We start from the raw sequence: 19787 nt of genomic DNA, 5'->3' as shown, positions 1-19787 counted from the left end.
ACAGCATGCGAGAAATTTGGTGTACAGCACGGATTACCCCCCAATTCATGATGGAGCGTCCAGACATGGTGGCCGAACGATGAAGCCTGAAGATCAGCTTGCGGTCAGAGTGGCCTGTGCTGCGGCGTCTGCAAGGGCCTCCAATGTGGCTTCGTGTGCCACCGTGACGTGTACAAACCCGGCTGCGCGGGCGGCGTCGGCGGTTTGTGGCCCCATCGCCGCTACCTTAAAGCCCGTGCCCGCTAGTTCGGCCAAAAACCGCGCTGCACTGCCCGACGCCAGCGTGACCACATCAGCCCGCAGGAGGGCTTGCTGCGCTCTGGGCGTCAGCGGGGCGGGTTCGGTGCGGTACAGCTCGGCCCGCGTGTAGGTCAGGCCGCGTGCTTCTAGGGCGTGCTGCAAGTCGGCTTCGGCCAACTGCGAAGTAAGGTGCAGGGCGGTGTCTCCCGCTTTGGTGGGAAGCTCTGCGCCCAAATGCCGCGCTCCCGGCGTACTCGGCACGAAATCGGCCCGAATGCCCCGCGCCGCCAGCGCCCGCGCCGTGCTGGGGCCGACTGCCGCCACGCGCAAGTCTGCCAAGTGCCGTCCATCTAACCCCAACTGATCTAGCTGCTCAAACAACGCCGTAACCGCCTGATTGCTGGTCAGCAGCAGCCACGACACGCCCGACAAGTCGCGCAATTGGGCGTGCAGGCCCGCTTCGTCAGCGGTGTCGGCAAAGCGGATCAGGGGCACTTCCAGCACGCTCGCCCCGCGTGCCCGCAATACGCCGCTGAGGGCGCTGGCCCCTTCCCGCGTGCGAGTGACCACCACTTGGCGGCCTGCCAACGGGCGCTCTGAATGTTCAGTTTCGGCGGGCGGCGTGAACCACTTCAAGCTGTCGCGTAGGCGTACCACTTCACCCACGATGGTTACGGCGGGGGCTTCTAGGCCAGCGGCTTTCACTTCGGCGGCAATCGTCGCCAGCGTGCCCACCGCCACCCGCTGCCGCGACGTGGTGCCCCACTGCACGGTGGCGGCGGGCGTTCCGGGGGGCCTGCCTGCCGCGATCAGGTCGGCAGCTATCTGATCCAGATTCCGCACGCCCATCAGCAGCACCAGCGTATCTGCGCCCGACAACGTTTCGTAGTGCGCCCCGCCTTCCTGCGTATTGCCGGTCAGCACGGCAAAACTGCGGGCCACCTCGCGGTGGGTGACCGGAATGCCCGCGTAGGCCGGGGCCGCGATAGAACTGCTGATGCCCGGCACGATCTCAAAGGGCACGCCCGCCCGCGCACAGGCTTCGGCTTCCTCGCCGCCGCGCCCGAACACGAACACGTCACCGCCCTTCAGCCGCGCCACACGCTGCCCGCCGTTTGCTAAGGCTTGCTCCACGATCAGCGCATTGATCTGTTCCTGACTGATGTACTCCGAGAAACCCTTTTTGCCCACGTAGATGGTGTGGGCGTGCGGCGCGTAGTTCAGCAATTCCGGGTTGGCGAGGTAGTCGAACAGCACCACGTCGGCTTCTTGGAGAGCCTGCAGCCCCCGAATGGTCAGCAGCCCCGGATCGCCCGGCCCGGCCCCGATCAGGGACACGAAGGCGCGGGCAGAGGCAGCGGAAGCGGAAGCAGTCATATCGCTACAGGCTAAAGGAGCGGGGGCGGGACAAATGCGGGGTGAGGGCTGAGGGTACCCCAATGATGGGTATAGGCCGTCTTATTGATTCCTACCACGTTGAGCAACACCTCGGAAACGTTGAGATGGAAGGTAAACCCCCCCGTTGCTGGCGCAACGCCCCCTTGAGGGGAGGACAAGAGCATTTGCGCTCCCCTTGACTGGTACAGCCCGAAGGGAGGGGGGCTGGCTGCACAGCAGACCGGGGGGTTCGCCCGGAACCTCAATGCTGCACGCTTGCCCACTGCATCACACATCTGAAGGTATGACGACTCATCAGGCCACCCTCAATCAGGGCTTATCGAGACAAAAATCAAAGCTTCCTCCCCTCCCGCTCTGCCCTGCCCTAAGCTCTCGCTATGACCGTTCCTCTCCTCTCCCCCGAACTTGCCGCCTTGATTGCCGCTGTGCAGCCCGCCCATGCCGGAGCGATGGCCGCTGCCCGCACCCGGCAAACGCAACTGACCAAGCCATTAGGGGCGTTGGGCGATCTGGAAGACATCAGCGTGCGGCTGGCGGGCGTATTCGGCTCTGACCAGCCCCACCCACGCGGCGTAGCGGTGCTGGTGGCGGCGGCAGATCACGGCGTGGCGGCTGGCCCCCAATTGGTCAGCGCCTACCCGCCCGAAGTGACGCCCGCGATGGTCGCCAACTTTTTGGCCGACACCCCCACCGGACTGGGCGGAGCCGCCGTGAACGCCATAGCGCGGGCAGTGGGAGCGCGGGTGTATGTGATGGACGCGGGTGTGAATGCCGATTTGCCTCAGCATCCGGCGTTGGTGCGGGCAGCAGTCAGGCGCGGTACATCTGACCTGAGGACGGGGCCAGCCATGAGCCGGGATGAAGCGGTGGCCCTGATCTTAGCGGGTGCGGCACTGACCCGCCAAGCCGTGCAGGACGGCGCAGACCTGATCGTGCCCGGAGAAATGGGGATTGGCAACACCACACCCGCTGCTGCCCTGACGGCCCGGATGCTGGGGCTGGACGCCGCCGCCGTGACCGGACGAGGCACGGGCATAGACGACGCCACGCTAGAGCGCAAACTGGCCGCCGTGCGGGAAGCGTTGGCACGCGGCGGCAGTGATTCGACTGACCCGCTAGGCGTGCTGGCCGATCTCGGCGGCTTTGAAATTGCGGCGATGCTGGGCATGATGCTTCAGGCGGCGGCGCTGGGGAAGGCTGTCATGCTGGACGGATTCGTAGAGGGCAGTGCGGCGCTGATCGGTGTGGCGTTGGCCCCCGCCCTCGCCGACGCTTTGTTTGCAGCAGGCGAGTGTGCCGAAGTCGGTCACGCCGCGCAACTGGCCCACCTCAACCTGAAGCCCATGTTCCGGCTTGGACTGCGCTTGGGCGAGGGCACCGGGGGCGTACTGGCCGCGCCTATGCTCTTGGCAGCGGCGGCCACCCTGCGCGAGATGCAGACGTTTGCAGAGGCTGGGATTCCGGGTGGGGCTTGAGGGCGTCTAAGGGTCTAGGGTCGAAGGGTCTAAGGACAGGTCAAGGGCAATCGCTGGCGCTCACTCACCCCCTCTCCCCCCTCAAGGGAGAGGGAGCAACAACCCACGCTTCTGGCTTTTGCCTTTATCCCTCGCCCCTTGTGGGAGAGGGGCGCTGAGCATCAGCGGGGTGAGGGGAAGTGAGCGAAGCGATTACCCTTGACCTGCCTTAGACCCTTAGACGCCCTTCGCACCAACGCTTCCCCCCGCTATCCCCCAAAATGAACCTATGCCCGACCACGAACTGAACTTTGCCCGCGAAATACTAGGCTCGCGCAACTACCGCGATGTGCCCGACGACGAAGTGTTGGCGCAGGCCGAGCGGCTGTTGGGCGACTGGATGTCGGGCGAGGCCCGCATGGAACGGCCCAAACTGTACGACCATTACGCGCTGTTGTTGCTGGCCCTGATCCGCCGCACCCGCACCCTAGAAGACCGCGTGACACAGCTTGAAGCCCAACTCGAAGGAACCCAGCCCGAATGACTTCTCACATCCGGGTCAAAGTGTGCGGTACTACGTCCGTGACCGACGCCGTACAAGCCGCCGAAGCTGGAGCCGACGCCCTCGGTTTCATTTTCGCGCCGATCAGCAAACGGCTGGTGACGGTGGAGGTGGCACGGGCCGCCAGCCTGAGCGTCGGGCCTGTGGTGGCGCGGGTCGGCGTGTTTCTAAATCAGGGGCTGGACGAGGTACTCCGGACGGCTGAGCGGGCCAGAATGAGTGCTGTGCAGCTTCACGGCGATTTGTCAAGTCTTTACGTAAGCGAGGTGGCCCGCTATCATCCCGTTCTGCGTGTGTTGCGCCCCGCCAATTTGGTGGCAGGCGCAGACACGCTAGAGGCCGCGCAAGAGGTCTTAAGCTTGCCCGGCGTGACCTTGATGCTGGACGCCCCAGAACCGGGGGGCGGTGTGCCGCTGGACTGGGAAGCCCTGCGCCCCCTATTTCCGGCGGGGGCCTGGCTGGCGGGTGGGTTGGGGCCGCAGAACGTGGCCGCTGCAATCCGGGCGCTGAACCCGGCAGGAGTAGACGCCGTAAGCCGCTTAGAAAGTTCTGCGGGCGTGAAAGATCATGATTTGGTGCGGTCTTTCGTCTTGGCCGCACGTTCCGGCTCCTCTGCTGACAGAGCATAGTTATCCACAGGCACGCGTTTCACTGTGGATAACTTTCGGACTTTTCAAAGCCCTTCCGGAAGCTGGGTTTTAGGCTGTTCCAGACAGTCAAAACCCCCTCTTTACCGGGAGTGTTTCACTGGTGTATCCACAGGTTGTCCACAAGGGCTGTGGATAAAATTGTGGATAACTTTCAGAGTTCAGTGGGGGCGATCTCAGATTTTGCCGTCTGTGGCGGCAAGCCAAACCAGTCGGCAAGAGCGCGGCCAGCCTCGACGACATTGGCGGCATCTGGGAGGCTTAGCCCCAATGCCGCAAAGGGCACGCGGGCCAGCGTATGGGCCTTCACGGTCAGGTTTTCGGCGTTGCCATGATCGGACGTGAGCAGCACCCGTGCCCCAGCTTGCAAGGCTCCGGCCAGCAGCGCGTCTACCCGCGCAAGGTAAGCCCGCGCTGCTGCCGCTACCGCTGGGCGCGTGGGCAGGCTTCCCAAGTGGCCCAACGGATCGCTGAACCACAGGTCTGCCGCGAGCAAATCATGCGTTCGGGCGCTGGCCGCCAAGCTCTCGCCTAAGCGCGAAATTTCGTCAAGCGGGCGCACAGGTAGCCAAGGTTCGGCGTAACTGAGGCCCAGCGTGGCAGGCACAGGCGGCACACCGGGCGGGTTCAGGGGGCTTCCGGCAGCCAGAAAAGAGAACGGAAAACAGCCCATGCGGGGCCGCCGCGCCTGCGCTTCAAAGTAAGGCGGTGGGTAATGGTTGGCAAGCGCTACCCGCGCCCCAGCCTGTGCCAGCCGCACTGGAAGGGCCGATTCCCGCAGGAGCCGCTGCAACGTCGGCCCCGGATGCGGCCCGAAATGCTCGCCCATCACACGCACGGCGTCCTGCCCGGTCAGCCAGCACGCCTGCCCGGTGCCCGACTGCGGTAGCCCCGGCACGCCTAATGTGGTATCGAGCGCCTGCCCCGCATCGATCAGGGGCCGCAGCGTAGGCAACGGCTGATCCCAAATGGAGTCCGGCCCCACCGCGTCGAGGGGATGGCCCACGCCGTCGAGGGCGAGCCAGAGGAGGGCGGAGGGCATAGGGGGAGTGTAGAGGGTGGATCGTGGAACGTGGTAACAGCGCAGGTGGGCAGAAAGCTCACGGGTTTTGTCTCCGAACTTTGAAGACAGACCTAAAGATTCATTTCACATCTCCACGATCCACCCACCGCTCCTCTACACTTTCCCCATGACCACCGTCCGAATCGCCGCCGCCGCCTACCCCATCGACTTCTTGCCCGATTGGGCGGCGTATCAGGCCAAGATTTCGGCTTGGGTGGCTGACGCTGTGGGGCAAGGGGCAAGCGTGCTGGTGTTTCCGGAGTACGCGGCGCTGGAATTGGTGGCCCTGCTGCCGCCAGAACTTCACCACGATGTGACCGCCATCCGGCCCGCGCTGCAAGCCTTTCTGCCGGACTTCTTAACGTTGCACTCTTGGTTGGCACAGCAGTACGGCGTGGGGATCGTGGCGGGCAGCCTGCCTGTGGCGCACGGGCAAGGCTTCGTGAACCGGGCCTACCTATTCGGGCCCAACAGCGGGCCAGACGGACAAAGCAGCTATCAGGACAAATTGATGATGACCCGCTTCGAGGACGAGGAGTGGCACATTTCGCCGGGGTCAGGGCTGCGCGTGTTCGAGTTGGGCGGCGTGCGCTACGGCATCATCATCTGCTACGACTCCGAGTTTCCGCAGATGTCGCGCCAACTGGCCGAAGCCGGAGCCGAAGTGCTGTTGGTGCCTTCGTTTACCGGGGCGCGGCGCGGCTATACGCGGGTGCGGGTGGGCAGCATGGCGCGGGCGCTGGAAAATCAGGTGTACGCCGTCCACGCGCCCCTGATTGCCGACGCCAACTGGACATATGCCGTAGAGGAAGCGGTGGGCATGGCCGGGATTTATACCCCTTCCGACGACGGCCTCCCCGAAGACGGCGTGTTGGCGCAGGGCGGCTGGAACGAACCTGGCTGGCTGGTGGCCGACCTTGACCTGAGCCTGACCCGGCATGTGCGGGCAGACGGCCACGTGCTGAACTGGCGAGACCGCGTGGCCGCCGCAGACCGCGCAACCCCTGCCGAGGTTGTGAATCTGGATGGGGTCAGGGCATGACCGCGCCGCTGACCGTTCGCGCCCTCACCGCTGCCGACGCCCCCGCTTACCGCGCCGTGCGCTTGGCGAGTCTGGAGAATGATCCCGCCGCCTTCATCACCACCGCCGCCGAATTTGCTGCCCGATCCTTGCCTGATGTGACTGCCCAACTCGCGCCCACAGAACTGGCCGTGACCTTCGGCGCATTTGCAGAGGCCGACTTGGTGGGCCTGCTGACGGTAGCCTGCGAATCCAGACCCACCTTGGCTCACCGGGCCAACGTCTTCGGCGTGTCGGTGCTGCCCGCCGCACGGGGCCGGGGCGCAGGCGCAGCGTTGTTGGACGCTGGCTTGGCCCAGATTCGCATTTGGTCAGGCGTGACAGTGGTGCTGCTAGGCGTGACCGAAACTCAGCACGCCGCCCGCAGATTGTACGAGCGGCACGGGTTTACGGTGTGGGGGACGCAACCGGAAGCTGTACAGGGCGCGGGCGGAGTGGTACTGGCCGAGCATCACATGTTGCTGCGGGTTTAGGCAGTGGCTTGGCGGGCGGCTTGGTCTAAGGGTCGAGGGTCTGAGGGTCTAAGGAAAGGGCAATCGCTGGCGCTCACCTCCCCCCCTCCCGCTGCTTTGCAGCGCCCTCCCCCGCAAGGGGAGAGGGCAACAACAACCCCAACACTGCCACACCACACCGTCCCCGGCCACATCCGTGTGAGGCCGTCGTCCACGCAGTGGGCGGGCCAATTCCAGTTCAAAGACCACTGGCAATTCCGCTTCAGATGAACGATTGAGCCAAGTTGGAATGCGACAAGATCAATCCTCCCGAGCGGAGCGACCACTCCCCTGCACCCTTTGGGGGTGGGGGAATCCAACGTGGGAAAAGCCCTAAAACCCCGTGCAACACAAGCAAAAGCCAAGGCAACACCCCACCTCCGCCATTTCGCCCATGCCCCTCCCCCACCCCGCCCGCTACTCTGCCCCATGTCCAGCCTGACTACGCCCACCACACCGCCCGTCTTCATCCGCCCACCCCGCCTTGTGCCTGGTTCGCAGGTAGCGGCCCTCAGCCTCTCCAGCGGCTTTGTGACCGAGGTACTGGGCCGCTACCGCGCTGGTGTGCGGCAAGTGGCCGACAGTTTGGGCTGGGAGATCGTGCCCGCACCCAACGCCTTACGCGGCCCGGAATATCTGGACGCCCACCCCGAAGCCCGCGCCGACGACTTGCACTGGGCACTCCAGAACCCGGAGATTCACGGCATGGTCAGCATCATTGGCGGCGACGACAGCATCCGCCTGCTGCCTCACCTGAAACCTGACCTGATCCGTGCGTACCCCAAAGCATTTTTGGGCTACAGCGATTCCACCTTTACGCTGATGCAGTTCGCGCGGGCGGGCGTCATGGCCTATCACGGCCCCGCGCTGCTCACCGATTTGGCCGAAAACGGCGGTATTCATCCCTTTACGCTGGAGGGCTTGCGGCGGGCGCTGGTGCTGGATGACCCCTTTGACCTGATGCCCGCCCCCGAATGGACGCAGGCGGGAGAAGACTGGGAAGATGAAGCCACGCAGCACGTTCGCCGCCCCTTTGCACCCGGCGACGGCTGGGAGTGGTTGCAGGGCCAAGTACCCGCCGAAGGACACTTGCTAGGCGGCTGCATAGAAATTTTGGACATGCTGAACGGTACTCCCGGCTGGCCTAGCCCCGACCTATGGCACGGCGCGGTGCTGGCGCTAGAAACCAGCAACGATGTACCGCCGCCCGCGCAAGTCGGCTATTGGCTCCGCAATTTTGCCGCGCAGGGCATCTTGGCCGGAGCCGCTGGCCTGATCCTCGCCCGCCCCCGCGATTACACCCCCGACATGACCGCCAGCCTGTACCGCTGGGTACGCCGCGTACTGGCCGAAGCAGGCCGCGCCGACATGCCTGTGGTCGCCAACGTAGATTTTGGACATACCAGCCCTCAACTGACGCTGCCGATAGGCGCAAGAGTCCGCCTTGATCCCGAGGCGGGGCGAGTAACAGTGACGCCGTGAAACTGGGTTGGGGAGCGGTCTAAGGGAAGGGCAATCGCTGGCGCTCACTCACCCCCTCCCAGCCTCCCCCCCTCAAGGGTAAGGAGCTAAACCCACAACACCGCCCCCTTACATCGTCCCCGCCCAACCCCGTGTGAGGCCGTCATCCGCGTAGTGGGTGGGCCAATTCCAACGTTAAGACGACTGGCAATTCCGCTTCAGATGAACGATTCAACCGACTTAAAACGCGACAAGATCAATCCTGCCTAGTGCAACGTTAGCTCCCCTGCACCCTTTGGGGGCGGGGGCTGGGGGGTTGGGGAAACAGGCGTGGGACAAAACCAAGATCCTGCCTTACCAAACCGCAAAAGCCGAAGCTTACCCCTCCCCCACCTCATCCTCGTCATCCCCAAGCGCCGCCCCCGGAATCGTCAGCACAAACTCTGCGCCGCTGCCCTGCTGGGTGCTGGCCGTCAGGGTTCCCCCGTGCATCACGGCAATTTGGCGGCTCACACTGAGGCCGAGGCCGCTGCTGCCGCTGCCGCTCACGAATGGCTCGAAAATCCGGTCTCCGAGTTCGGCGGGCAAGCCGGGGCCAGTGTCGCACACGCGGAAGGTGATGACTTCCAGCGTTTCGGTGAGAGTAATGACCACGCGCCCATCGGGGCCAGCGGCGCGGCGGCCATTGGCGAGCAGGTTGCGAATGGCCTGTGTGAGGCGGTCTGGGTCGCACAGCAGGTTGCCCGTCCAGTCTCCATCAAAGACGGTGCCGGGAACGAGACGGTCTAGGCGGCCCTGCAAGGTGCGCGAAGGGATGAAGTGCCACGCCAGTTTCAGTTCCAGTTGCCCGCGTGCGAGTTGCATCAAATCCTGCGTGGTGAAGGTCAGTTCGTCGGCCACCAGCGCGGCGCGTTGCACTTCGGGGTCTGTGGTGCGCTCGCTGGCCCGCGCAAGGCTGGCCCGCAACACCGTCAGGGGCGCGCCCAATTCATGCACGATCTGGCCCAGCAGTTGCTTTTCGCGGGCCTGCCCTGCATCAATTCTGACCAAGAGGCGGTTGATGGCCGTCAGCAGGCGATGAACCTCATCTTCGCGGGCAGGCAGTGGCAGCGTGGCAAGCGAATGGGTCGGGTCGATCTGGTCGGCCAAGGCAGCGGCGCGGCCCAGTCCGGTCAGGGCACGGCGGCCCACCCACAGCCCGATGAGCAGCATCAGCACCGGCGTAACCAACAGCGCCAACGCCAACGCCCGACTTGCACTAGCGCGGGCATCGACAAGCGCGTCAGTCGGCAGACCTACCCACAGCGTACCGAAATCGCCCACTTTGCGCGTTACGGCGCGAACAGGAGTCTCTTGAATATTGACTTGCCGCTGGCCCTCAAAGGGAAACGGGGACTTTTCGTAGTCGCGCAGGCTGGGACTCGCCACGATGACTTGTCCGTCTTGCCCAATCAGCATGGTGTAGCCGCCCGCTGGCCCCGACGCCTTGCCCAGCGTTTGACGGCCCCCCACATAAGCTTCGGCCAACGTATCGGCTCGCTCGTTCAGGCGGGCGTCGAATTGGGCGTCCATCTGGCGCAGCAGCAGCGTAATGACGCCCAGCCCGATCACGCTAATGAGGGCCAACGCCACCAGCGTATACACCAGCGCCAGCCGAAAGCGCAGGCTGTGCCGCCACGCCACCCGCGCCGTGTGCAGGCCCGCACCGGGGGTAATCGGCACGCCGCGCCCAGCCACCTGCACCACGCCCGACATCGTGGGTGTGCGGGTCAGGTCAGAAGAAGCTGAAGAAACCGGGCGCGGCGTCATGGCGGTTTAGAAGAAGCGACTCAGACTTGCAGCACGTAGCCGACGTTGCGAATCGTGCGAATCCGCAGGTCGCTGGCCGACTGTTCCAACTTCTTGCGAAGCTGCGAAATCCGCACTTCCACCGAGTTGGAATTGGGCGTTTCCCAGCCGTATAGATGCGACTCTATGTCGGCGCGGCTGAACACACGCTCCGGCGTCCGCATCATCAGTTCCAGAATCCGGGCCTCATGCTCGGTCAGGTTGATATTCTTGTCGTTCACGGTGAGCAACAGGCTAGAGGTGCTGAGGCTGGTATTGCCCAAATTCACGCCCGTTCCGGCAGCGGTGCGGCGCAGCAAGGCCGTAATACGGGCGTCCAGTTCCGGCATCGCAAAGGGTTTGGTCAGGTAATCGTCGGCCCCGGCATTCAGACCCGCCACCCGCTCCTGCACGCCGCTGCGGGCCGACAGGACCAGCACGGGCGTACTGGAATATTGCCGGAGCGCCTGCACCAAATCTAAGCCGTCGCCATCGGGCAAGTTCAGGTCGAGCAAAATAAGTTGGGCGCTGTGCGTGCCCAGCCAAGCCTGCGCGTCCTTCAGGGTCGCCGCGTGATGCACCTGATAATCGGCAGACAGGTATTCCTTGAGCAGCGGCCCCAAGTGGGGATCATCTTCGACAACCAGAATCTGCGCGAGCATGGGTCAGTCTCCTTGAGGAACAGATGAGAGTTCTGGGCTAATCGTGGGGGCTGATCTGACGTAGCTCAACCTCAATTGCAAGTCGCTTTCAAGAGTAGGTCAGCCCTAAGATATCGGCTTTAAGCCACTGGAGGCCCCACCAACGAATACAGGCCTGACACACACTTATTTGTTGTCTGTACCCGCCGCCTTAAGCCCCGGCAAGCTCAGGGTTTGGCCGCTGGGCTGCCCCGCCACACTCAGTTTGAAGGCCGACAAGAAGCGGGCCAACGTAAGCGTCGTGTTGGGCGCAGCCGAGGTCACGCTTTGGGTGCTGAGACGTTGCTCAGGCGCTTGCAGGGTGAGTTGTCCGGCCTTCAGCGTGCCGTCGTAGCGGCTTTGCAAGCCCGGAAAACTGCCTTTGTCTTTTTCCTCATCGGTCTGAGAAAACAGCACCACTACTGGGCCGCTGTAATTGGGCACCATCTGCACACTGAACTTGCTGCCGCTGCTTTCGCCGTAACCCAATTTGGTTTGCAGTTCTCTGTCCCACACAATTAGTTTTAGCCCCTGTGCCGGAGTGGCGAGGGCCAGCAACAAAAAGAGGGAGAGGGTACGGCGTTTCATTAGGGTCAGTGTATCCAATGGGGGGCAACAGGCTTGATAATGGATGAAAAATAGCGGAAATATCACAAACTACAGGGTCATTTGTTTCAAGGACGCCAGAAATCCCTTGGTGGCTATCTTATCTGCCCAAGCTGACGCGCCCTTGACCAGAACTTAAAGAAGTTGCTCTGCTTGGCCCTCATCAGGGCTGCCCTGCTCTATTCGTACCGCCAGAATCACGCGCTTTTGGGCGCTCACTGCCACTTCTGTGCAACTCAGGCGGGGATGTGACCAGAGGCGTTCGCGCTCCGGGTCGCCCCCATATAGGACGGGGGGTAGCAGCGCAGGCGGGCTGAAGTTGTCCAGCACCAACATTCCGCCGGGTTTTAGGGCGTCTAACAGACTCTCCAACTGTTCTGTTTCGCGCTTGGCCGGGGCGCAATCACTGAAGATCAGGTCGAAGGGGCCGTATGCGAGGGCGTCTTGCCAGTCGCCGTGCAGGGCGGTTACACAGGCATCCCCCTTCAAGACTTCACGGGCGACGCTTGTCCACTCTGGGTCAGAGTCGATGGTCAGCAAGTGTGCCCCAACACTCATCCCAGACAGCAGCCACGCCGCGCCCACCCCTGTGCCGCTGCCCAGTTCTGCAAAGCGTGCGCCTGGGCGGGTGGCGGCCAATGTTCGCAGCACACGCCCAGTGTCTAGGCTGCAAGAGCGGTCAAAGTTCAGGCGCTCGGCCTCGGCCAAAGCGTGCGCCACACGGGGCGGCAGCGTCAGCGCAGGCGGGGTTTGATTTCGGGCCGCCAGCACCTCCCGCACCTGTTTGTCGTCGGCCCAAGGCAGCGCACGCGGGTTGATCCATGCCCGCGCCCGCCGCTCAGGGCTGGAGTGCAGTTCGGGGTGATCGGGGTGAAGGCGGGCCGGAAAACACAAAGTTCCTTCCGTCAATAAGACAGGATCGCCCGCCAATTCCACCACCGCGCCGCATTCTTCCCACGCCTCCCACACGGCTGCCGCGCCCGCGTCCTCGCCGGGGTGAATGCCGCCTCCGGGGAGAGTCCAGCCGCCCGATTCCCGTTCGGTCATGAGGATATGGCCTCTGTGTTGACCAGACTCCTGTTCGATCCACACGCAGGCGCGGCCAGTTCGGTCATCTGTGAGTGGGGAGTAGTGAGTGGTAAGTGGTTCGGTTGCCACTCCTGTCCAGCCCTCTAGCAAGACTGAGAGAACTTCGTCCACTTCGGCTGCACGGGCACGCAGGGCCGCCACTGCGCCGGATGCATGGAGAGCGCGGGCGGCATTCAAGTCTTCTGGGTAGAGTTCAAAGGTTTTGATGAATGGGGAAAAGGGATTGTGTTCGGCTTCCAGCAAACCCACCAACACTAGCCTCAGCGCCGCCGCCTGCACCACTTCCGGTGCCCTTCCCACCGAAATACCTTTTTTGGCGACATACGGATCATCGGTGAGCAGGCGTGTGCAGCCCGCCCAAGGGTCAGGGGCGGCGTACTGCACAGCGCGGATGCTGCTCATGGCAATCGCTCCAGCGCACTGCGGGCAGGGTTCAACGGTGGTCAGGAGTGTCCAGCTATACGCCTCCGGACGCGGTTTCTCGGCCAAGTTGAGCAGGGCATTGATTTCGGCGTGAGCCAAATCGTGCCCGCCGATCTGCCCGCCTTCTGCCCCTCGTGCCTCGCCCAAACGGTTGCGCCCGCGTGCGATCACGTTGCCCGCGCCGTCCACAATAACTGCGCCGATGGGATAGGAGCTGGAGCAGTAGGCGGCCCAAGCTTCGGCCAACGCCGCGTACCAAGCGGTAGGAATTGAGCTGAAGCGTGAGGTCTGGTCTGGCTTACGCTCCGCACTCACAGCGCCCCCCGGTTCCGCTCGATCAGATCATCCAACGCCTCCCGCAGCAGGCTGGCTTCGGTGCGGCCCAACGCACTGCTGAGCTTTGCCAGCCGTTCCAGTTGACTCTTGGGGTAGTAGTTGCTCTTCAGTACCATTTTGGATTCCACAAAAATGCAGGCGCGGCTGCGGCCTTCGCGTTTGGCACGCAGCAGGGCTTCATCGGCGGCGCGGTACAGGTCAGCATAAGCGCTGGCGTGTGCAGGCCGGGAAGCGATGCCCACGCTGATGCCGAGGGTGCGCGGCCAGTGGGGATCACGGTGAATCTGAAAATGGCGGATGACTTCATCGAACAGAATCAGCGCAGTTTCAGCAGCAGTTTCGGGCAGAATCGCCGCGTACTCGTCGCCGCCTATGCGCCCGATAATGCTCCCGCTGGGCAGCGAACCGCTGAGCAGACGCTCTATGCCGCGCAACACCCGGTCTCCTTCGGTGTGGCCCAGCGTATCGTTCAGTGTCTTAAAATGATCTAAATCGAGGACAGCCAAAGTCAGTGGAGCTGCACCCAACCGATCAAAAGCGTCTTCAAACGGATTGCGGGACAGGATATCGGGTCGGGCCATAGAGGTTCCTCCGGAGCGGGCAACAGGACAGGGCGATCAACCGAGCATCAGGTCAATCAGGACGTATGTTGTTACTACATATATATGTTACACGTAACAGACCAAATGGCAATACGTCGTTTGAGCGTGCTAGACGCACTTGAGCGCACCACACTCAGATTCTCAGCTTCCCCTATTTGACATTTCTGTAAGAGAAGGGCTAGCATTCCGTCTGGAACGGCAAAAACACGCCGGGTTGTCTGGCGGGTGTTGTCATTTATCCCAATTCACTTTACGGAGGACTACCCATGCTTAAACCTTTGGGCGATCGTGTGCTGGTTGAAATTGTCGAAGATACGGAAACGAAGACTGCGGGCGGCCTGTACGTGCCCGACAGCGCCAAAGAGAAGAGCCAGCGCGGACGTGTCGTTGCTGTCGGTAACGGCAAAGTGCTGGAAAACGGCACCCGCATGGCCGTCGAAGTGAACGTGGGCGATGTCGTGTACTTTGCCAAGTACGGCGGCACCGAAGTGACGCTGGAAGGCAAGAACTACAGCCTGCTGGCTGAACGCGACATCCTCGCCATCGTTGAGTAAAGCCAAGTTGGCCCGCTTCAACGGGCAGGCCGCCTTTGACCTTCCCACTCACTACTAACCACTTACCACTCACTTTTTTAGGAGATCCATCATGGCTAAACAGCTTGTATTTGATGAAACTGCCCGCCGCGCCCTCGAACGAGGCGTGAACGCTGTCGCGAACGCCGTTAAAGTGACCCTTGGCCCCCGTGGCCGCAACGTCGTTATCGAAAAGAAATTTGGTAGCCCCACCATTACCAAAGACGGCGTAACTGTTGCCAAAGAAATCGAGTTGGAAGACAAGCTCGAGAACATCGGCGCACAACTGCTGAAAGAAGTCGCCAGCAAAACCAACGACATTACGGGCGACGGCACCACCACCGCCACCGTGTTGGGTCAGGCTGTTGTTAAGGAAGGCCTGCGTAACGTAGCCGCCGGAGCCAACCCCCTCGCCCTCAAGCGCGGCATCGAGAAAGCTGTGCTGGCCGCCATCGAAGAGATCAAGAAGCTGGCCGTGCCTGTGGAAGACTCCGACGCCATCAAGAAAGTCGCGGGCATCAGCGCCAACGACGATCAAGTGGGCGAAGAAATCGCTGCGGCGATGGACAAAGTCGGTAAAGAAGGCGTCATCACCATCGAAGAGAGCAAGGGCTTTGACACCGAAGTGGACGTGGTGGAAGGCATGCAGTTCGACAAGGGCTTTATCAACCCTTACTTCGTGACCAACGCCGAGAAGATGGAAGCCGTGCTGGAAGACGCTTACATCCTGATCAACGAGAAGAAGATCAGCAACCTCAAAGACCTGCTGCCCGTGCTGGAAAAAGTGGCGCAGACGGGCCGTCCCCTGCTGATCATCGCGGAAGACGTGGAAGGCGAAGCCCTCGCTACCCTCGTGGTGAACAAGCTGCGCGGCACGCTGAACATCGCCGCCGTGAAAGCCCCCGGTTTCGGTGACCGCCGCAAGGAAATGCTGCGTGACATCGCTGCCGTCACGGGCGGCCAAGTGGTCAGCGAAGACCTCGGCCACAAGCTGGAAAACACCGGGCTGGACATGCTGGGCCGCGCTACCCGCATCCGCATCACCAAAGACGAAACCACGATTGTGGACGGCAAGGGTGAGCAGACCGAGATCGACGCCCGCGTGAACGCCATCAAGGCCGAACTCGACACCACCGACAGCGACTACGCCAAAGAGAAGCTTCAGGAGCGCCTCGCCAAACTCGCAGGTGGCGTTGCTGTCATCCGCGTAGGCGCAGCCACCGAAACCGAACTGAAGGAAAAGAAGCACCGCTACGAAGACGCCCTCAGCACCGCCCGTAGCGCTGTTGAAGAAGGCATCGTATCGGGCGGCGGCACCACGCTGCTCCGCATTATTCCTGCCGTTCGCAAGGCTGCCGAAGCCCTCAGCGGTGACGAAGCCACGGGCGCACGCATCCTGATTCGTGCCCTTGAAGAACCCGCCCGCCAGATCGCCATGAACGCCGGATTCGAAGGCAGCGTTGTCGTCAACGCCGTCATCAACTCCGACAAGCCCCGCTACGGCTTCAACGCCGCAACCGGTGAGTACGTGGACGACATGATCGCCGCTGGCATCGTCGACCCCGCCAAAGTGACCCGCACCGCGCTGCAAAACGCTGCCAGCATCGGCGCACTCATCCTCACCACCGAAGCCATCGTTTCCGACAAGCCCGACAAGCCTCAGCCTCAGGGCCAGGGCGGCTCCCCCGACATGGGCGGAATGGACTTCTAAGCTAACTAGACTGACAGCAGTGGATTTAAAAAGAGAGCCGGGGCGTTTGCCTCGGCTTTTTTTGGTGGGCCTGTTTTGTTGGGCCTCTACTGAACACTTTCCCCTATGCTGCGCTCAAGTTGAGTGTTCCAGCCGAGTTCGATTTGCCGCCCCAGCCTCTCTCCTCTTTGCCGCCGACCTTGCGCTGGTCAGCGGCTTGGGCGTTTCCAGTGTCTTCCCCACAAGCGCGGGCGGGAGTCCTGCGTGGGGCGCTGGCCTTGCTCGCGCTGCTGCCGGGATGGGTGCTGAATCTGGGCTACCGCTGGGATGTAGCGACCCGGCTGTATTTGGGCACTGCGCCAACCTTTCCGCCCCTGCGCTGGTCATGGCGCGTTGTGCGGCAAGGCTTGGTGGTGTGGGGCGTGATCGCGCTTAGCCTCAGTCCCGGCGCAGTGTTGGCCCTCTTGGGCGGCGGCGCGTGGTGGGCAGGGGCGCAGGCTTTGGCCCAAGGGGTGTGGCTGCTGGCGGGACTGTTACTGCTGGCCGCCTTTTTGTTGGTGCCCGCAGGCATGACCCGGCTGGGCTGCGAGGGAGACCGAACCGTGTTCACCGCGCCTTGGCGGTTGTGGCGACCCGTGCGGCTGCGTCTGGGCGCGTATTTGTATGCGTGGTGCGTCGCGGGGAGCGCCGTCGCCGTGTCGTTGGCTGTTCCGGCATTACTGGGCGCGGCGGGCTGGCTGGCCCTTTGGACGTGGGTACAGACTGCCCCCGCTCTGCGGCCCCCGCCTGCACTTCACAGCATCACGGTATTGGAGGGCTTGGCCTTCTTACTGAATACTGCCCTGTTTCTTCTGTTGAGTGTCTGGGCTTGGCAAGTGGCTGGTTACGCTTTTACGGTGGCGCTGTATGGGGGCCACACTCAGGGCAAACCCGTAGATTGAAGCCATGTCCCCTCTGCTGATCGTCTTTTCTGGCCTGCCCGGTTCCGGCAAATCTACGCTGGCGCTGGGGTTGGCGGCTCACCTGAACGCCGTCTACCTGCGCCTAGACACCATAGAAGCGGCGCTACTGAATGCGGGCCTGCCCTCGGTGGGCGTAGAAGGCTACGCGGTGGCCTACGCCCTCGCCGCCGATGCGTTGCGGCTGAGGCAAACGGTAGTGGCCGACTGCGTGAATCCCCTGACTGTGACGCGGGAAGCATGGCAGGCGGTGGCGCGGGACAATTCCAGCCGAAGCCTAGACGTAGAAGTGATCTGTTCGGACGCGCAGGAGCATCGGCGGCGGGTAGAAACACGGCGGGCCGATGAGGGCAACTGGGCCGGACGCTGGAAGCCGCCAACTTGGGAAGCGGTGGCGCGGCATGACTACGCGGCGTGGACTTCGGCCCGGACAGTCATTGACACCGCCAAGGGGCGTAAGGCTGAACATATGGCAAAGATCAAGGCACTCACTGCAGCCCACTCCTGACTCCAGCACCATCGCTTTGCACTGTCTACCACACCAATAATTGACTACTAAGTTTACTTCTGTATAACGTAGCTCTACAGTCAAATAAGTAACTGAACTGGGGTTCGCTATTAATGCAAGAGAATAAACACAACGGATGATCTACAGTGAAATATGTCACCGATTTATCAACTGGGGGAAGTCAGACGCGCTTGGGCCTTTTAGCTCATTTGCATCTGTTTCCTATTAGGTGGCAAGGGTCTTGCCGCATCTACTTTAGGCGTGTGTACGGCGCTCGGCGGCACCCTGACCACCAACCTTTTTGAAAATGATGGCAGTTTCGGCACGCTGACTGGCACGCCCGCCAACCCCACTTGGGCTGGCCCGCTTGCAAGTGGTCTGACTACCCTGAAATACATAAACAAAACCATTCGAACCTCACCCTATGCAGGCAGTCCCGAAGACGGCGAATACACCATCAGCAACAGCACTGCATTCCGCACAGACAATGCGTGGTGGAATTTTACCGACCACAGCGGCTCTACGAGCGGCGCGTCCAGCAACAATCTGAACGGGCTGATGATGGTCATCAATGCCAGCTTTACCGCCGACGTTTTTTACCAGCAGACGCTGAACGTCACGCCGAACACCAACTACGAATTCGGGATATGGATCATGAATATGCTGCGGGGTTCGGGCATCACCCCCGACATTCGAATTGAGGTCGAGCGCGTTGTGGGCGGCGTGACCTTGCCCAACCAAGTGGTGGCCCAAACAGGCGACATTCCGCCGTCCAATCCTCCTAGGTGGAAGCCTTATGGCGCACTGATCAACAGCGGCCCCGCGACCCAAATGACAGTCAAGTTCAGGAATAACAATCCGGGCGGCGGCGGCAATGACCTTGCCATCGACGACCTCGGTTTTACGCAGTGTACGGGCCTGAACATCGGCTTCCTCAGTGGCACGGTGTATTTGGATGTGAACCGCAACGACGCTCTGACCCCCATCACCGACACTACCCTGTCTGGGGTCACGGTGCAACTGATCAACAAGGACGGAGTCGTGACGGCCAGTGCAGTCACCGACTCCACCGGAGGCTACAGCTTTATCAATGTTCCGGCGGCCACTTACACGGTGCGCGTACAGCCCAACGATCCCAAGATCAGCCCTACCTACGTGGCCACCAGTCCAGCGGGGGCGCAGTACACCGGGGTCGTCATCGCCAACGGTGCCTTTATCACCGACAAAAATTTTGGATATCAGCAAGGCGTGGATGTTCAAGCTCTCAAAACCCAGCGGATAGGCACCAGCGATCCGTTCACCAGTAGCGCCCTGACTGCCGTTCCGCGCAGCCGCTTTGTACAGTATGAATTGACCCTCCGGAATGCCGGAAGCATTGCCATTCTTGCGCCCAGCAGCCTGACAGACGTGCTGAACAGTAGCTTTTCATCGCCCAGCATTGTTACAGCGGCCTCGGCAGCGGGCGGCGCGACGGGCTGCGCGGCTTCGTTCGGCACGGGCAGTAGCTCCAATACCCTCACCATGACGGCGGCAACCTTGCCTGTCGGTGCGTCCTGCGTGGTCACGATTCAGGTGCAGGCCAACATTGCCGGAACATTCCTCAACACGGCCACCGCGTTCCCGCCCACTAGCATTCCCGACTACAACCCCAGCAACGACGCCGCTCTGGTCAGCGCAACAGTTCTAAATCCGCCCGCAGTGACCCTGACCAAAAAGACCAGAAATCTAGGGTTGCCCACTGCACTGAACCTCGCGGCCACCTACGGGACGACACTGACGGGAGCACCCGGCGACGTGGTTGAATACTGTATCGGCTACTCGAACGCAACGGGCGTGTTGGACGCTCCGAATTTTACGATTACCGACCCGTTGCCCGCCAATGCGGTGGCTTGGCCCACTGGGTACGGCGGCAATGGCCTGCAATGGGACTCCAACGTAGGTGGAACCAACACCACCCGCCTGCTGACCAGCGCGAGTGCCGATGATGCAGGCGACCTGAGCACCGCAAGCGCCGTGCTGCGGGTGGGCATCCTGCGCTCTGGCGACAGCGGCAGCCTATGCTTCCGCACCACCATTCAGTAGGGAGGCAGCCTGTCTC

At 62.3% G+C, this 19787-nt stretch carries 18 protein-coding genes; 11 read left to right on the top strand and 7 right to left on the bottom strand.

The annotated features are described in order from the left end of the window. Positions 1-93: 93 nt before the first annotated feature. Positions 94-1617 (bottom strand): uroporphyrinogen-III C-methyltransferase, encoded by a 1524-nt coding sequence (cobA, locus tag E7T06_RS03925; RefSeq protein WP_136364544.1) that lies wholly within the window; start codon positions 1615-1617, stop codon positions 94-96. 398 nt (positions 1618-2015) lie between these two features. Between cobA and cobT the strand changes: the two genes are divergently transcribed. The 3 genes from cobT (at position 2016) to E7T06_RS03910 (ending at position 4283) form a co-directional block, all read left to right on the top strand. Next, a complete protein-coding gene (gene cobT, locus E7T06_RS03920; protein WP_136364543.1) occupies positions 2016-3113 on the top strand; it encodes a nicotinate-nucleotide--dimethylbenzimidazole phosphoribosyltransferase in 1098 nt (365 codons plus the stop codon). A 268-nt stretch (positions 3114-3381) separates the two neighbouring features. Further along, positions 3382-3636 (top strand): hypothetical protein, encoded by a 255-nt coding sequence (locus E7T06_RS03915; protein WP_136364542.1) that lies wholly within the window; start codon positions 3382-3384, stop codon positions 3634-3636. Then, positions 3633-4283 carry a phosphoribosylanthranilate isomerase gene (locus tag E7T06_RS03910; protein WP_136364541.1) on the top strand — a complete coding sequence of 217 codons (651 nt, stop codon included), beginning with the start codon at positions 3633-3635 and terminating at the stop codon, positions 4281-4283. Before E7T06_RS03915 ends, E7T06_RS03910 begins: the two co-directional genes overlap by 4 nt. A 172-nt stretch (positions 4284-4455) precedes the next feature. Here the strand turns inward: E7T06_RS03910 and E7T06_RS03905 are convergent, their stop codons facing one another. Further along, on the bottom strand, positions 4456-5343 hold the full coding sequence (locus tag E7T06_RS03905) for a metalloenzyme domain protein (protein WP_136364540.1): 888 nt from the start codon (positions 5341-5343) through the stop codon (positions 4456-4458). 148 nt (positions 5344-5491) lie between these two features. On the opposite strand from E7T06_RS03905, the gene E7T06_RS03900 reads away from it, so the two are divergent. From E7T06_RS03900 to E7T06_RS03890, 3 genes are all read left to right on the top strand, one after another. Then, complete coding sequence (locus E7T06_RS03900; RefSeq protein WP_136364539.1) at positions 5492-6406, top strand: carbon-nitrogen hydrolase family protein; 915 nt, start codon at positions 5492-5494, stop codon at positions 6404-6406. Further along, positions 6403-6918, top strand: a complete 516-nt coding sequence (locus E7T06_RS03895; protein WP_136364538.1) for a GNAT family N-acetyltransferase — start codon at positions 6403-6405, stop codon at positions 6916-6918. Before E7T06_RS03900 ends, E7T06_RS03895 begins: the two co-directional genes overlap by 4 nt. 447 nt (positions 6919-7365) lie before the next feature. Further along, a complete protein-coding gene (locus E7T06_RS03890; protein WP_168733359.1) occupies positions 7366-8418 on the top strand; it encodes a S66 peptidase family protein in 1053 nt (350 codons plus the stop codon). Positions 8419-8775: 357 nt separating this feature from the next. Here E7T06_RS03890 and E7T06_RS03885 read toward each other — a convergent pair whose 3' ends face one another. The 5 genes from E7T06_RS03885 to E7T06_RS03865 form a co-directional block, all read right to left on the bottom strand. Next, positions 8776-10152 (bottom strand): HAMP domain-containing sensor histidine kinase, encoded by a 1377-nt coding sequence (locus E7T06_RS03885; RefSeq protein ID WP_136364580.1) that lies wholly within the window; start codon positions 10150-10152, stop codon positions 8776-8778. 74 nt (positions 10153-10226) lie between these two features. Beyond that, the gene (locus tag E7T06_RS03880) at positions 10227-10886 is read right to left on the bottom strand and encodes a response regulator transcription factor (protein WP_019009767.1); all 660 of its coding nucleotides are present in this window, start codon (positions 10884-10886) and stop codon (positions 10227-10229) included. Between the two features lie 165 nt (positions 10887-11051). Continuing rightward, positions 11052-11492 (bottom strand): hypothetical protein, encoded by a 441-nt coding sequence (locus E7T06_RS03875; RefSeq protein WP_136364537.1) that lies wholly within the window; start codon positions 11490-11492, stop codon positions 11052-11054. A gap of 153 nt (positions 11493-11645) precedes the next feature. Continuing rightward, positions 11646-13337: a deaminase gene (locus E7T06_RS03870; protein ID WP_240740827.1), complete on the bottom strand. Its 1692-nt coding sequence runs from the start codon at positions 13335-13337 to the stop codon at positions 11646-11648. Beyond that, a complete protein-coding gene (locus E7T06_RS03865) occupies positions 13334-13939 on the bottom strand; it encodes a GGDEF domain-containing protein (RefSeq protein ID WP_136364536.1) in 606 nt (201 codons plus the stop codon). Before E7T06_RS03865 ends, E7T06_RS03870 begins: the two co-directional genes overlap by 4 nt. Positions 13940-14226: 287 nt before the next feature. Between E7T06_RS03865 and groES the strand changes: the two genes are divergently transcribed. From groES to E7T06_RS03840, 5 genes are all read left to right on the top strand, one after another. Further along, positions 14227-14514, top strand: coding sequence for a co-chaperone GroES (gene groES / locus E7T06_RS03860; RefSeq protein ID WP_064015734.1), 288 nt, complete (start codon positions 14227-14229; stop codon positions 14512-14514). 91 nt (positions 14515-14605) lie between these two features. Next, the gene (groL, locus tag E7T06_RS03855) at positions 14606-16243 is read left to right on the top strand and encodes a chaperonin GroEL (RefSeq protein ID WP_136364535.1); all 1638 of its coding nucleotides are present in this window, start codon (positions 14606-14608) and stop codon (positions 16241-16243) included. Positions 16244-16362: 119 nt separating this feature from the next. Continuing rightward, positions 16363-17163 (top strand): hypothetical protein, encoded by an 801-nt coding sequence (locus tag E7T06_RS03850; protein ID WP_136364534.1) that lies wholly within the window; start codon positions 16363-16365, stop codon positions 17161-17163. A 4-nt stretch (positions 17164-17167) separates the two neighbouring features. After that, positions 17168-17689 (top strand): AAA family ATPase, encoded by a 522-nt coding sequence (locus tag E7T06_RS03845; RefSeq protein WP_205750800.1) that lies wholly within the window; start codon positions 17168-17170, stop codon positions 17687-17689. A gap of 261 nt (positions 17690-17950) precedes the next feature. Next, positions 17951-19771: an SdrD B-like domain-containing protein gene (locus E7T06_RS03840; RefSeq protein ID WP_136364533.1), complete on the top strand. Its 1821-nt coding sequence runs from the start codon at positions 17951-17953 to the stop codon at positions 19769-19771. Positions 19772-19787: the final 16 nt, after the last annotated feature.

The organism is Deinococcus sp. Arct2-2 (genome assembly GCF_004801315.1).
Lineage (GTDB): Bacteria > Deinococcota > Deinococci > Deinococcales > Deinococcaceae > Deinococcus.
Note: the sequence above shows the minus strand (reverse complement) of the source record. Positions and strands in the feature narration are given on the sequence as shown.